Below are 1007 nucleotides of genomic sequence, written 5' to 3'. Positions count from 1 at the left end.
ACGCGGGCGCCGCCGACGGGGCGCCCGCCGACGAACCCGCCGCCCTGGCCTGGTTCCAGGCCGAACGGCCCGGCCTGCTGGCCGCCCTGGTCCACGCCGACGAACACGGCCTCGACCACCACGCCGTCCGGCTGGCCCTCGCGCTGGCCCCCTGCCTCCGGCTGCGCGGCCACACCGAGGACGAACGCCAGGTGCTCGGCGTCGCCGCGGCCGCCGCCCGCCGCCTCGGCGACGACGAGCGGCTGCTCACGGCCCTGACCGCGCTCGCCACCTCGTGCTGGCACCTCGGCCGCGTCGCGGAGGGCCTGGAGAGCGCACAACAGGCCCTGGTCATCGCCGAGGAGCTGGACGACGGGCCGGGCACCGCCCTGTGCCTCAGCAGGATCAGCATGTTCTACACCACCCTCGGCCGGTACGAGGAGGCCATCGACTTCCTGCACCGCGCCCTGGCGCTGTTCAGCGGGACCGGCACCGGCGGAGAGGAGGGCACCACCGCCCTCGCCTGCCTCGGCACCGCGCAGAGCGCCCTCGGCCGGCACGCCGAGGCGCTGCAGACCAGCCGCCTGATCACGCTCGGCAGCAGGACGGCCGGCGACGCGCACGGCGAGATCACCGGCCTCACCGGCGAGGCCGCCTCGCACGCGGCGGCCGGCGTCTTCGACACGGCGCTGCGCCGACTCGCCGAGGCGTCCGCGCTGGCCCACCGCATCGTCACTCCCCACGGCCAGGCCGTCGTCCTCGCCCGCTACGCCGACGTCTACCGCCGCCAGGGCCGGCACGCCGAGGCCCTGCGCGCCGGCCACGCCGCCCTGGGGCTGCTGCGCACCGTACGCCGGCCGGCCCTCGCCGCCACCGTGCACAACGTCCTGGGCGCGGTGCACCGCGCCCGCGGCGACCTCGACCTCGCCCGGCGCCACCACCAGCAGGCCCGCCGCCTGGCCCGGTACACCGGCCTGCGCAGCGAACTCGTCCTGGCCCTGGACGGCATCGCCAAGTCCCGCGCCCCC

General features: G+C 77.8%; 1 protein-coding gene. It reads left to right on the top strand.

Annotated elements, in window-relative coordinates:
* The coding region (locus JNW98_RS32215) for a tetratricopeptide repeat protein (protein ID WP_223771847.1) at nucleotides 1-1007 on the top strand (1007 nt) is incomplete at both ends.

The sequence above is a fragment of the Streptomyces huiliensis genome (genome assembly GCF_020037025.1).
GTDB classification, from domain to species: Bacteria; Actinomycetota; Actinomycetes; order Streptomycetales; family Streptomycetaceae; genus Streptomyces; species Streptomyces huiliensis.
The sequence above is the reverse complement of the archived record's forward strand: the minus strand, read 5'-3'. Positions and strand labels throughout refer to the sequence as shown.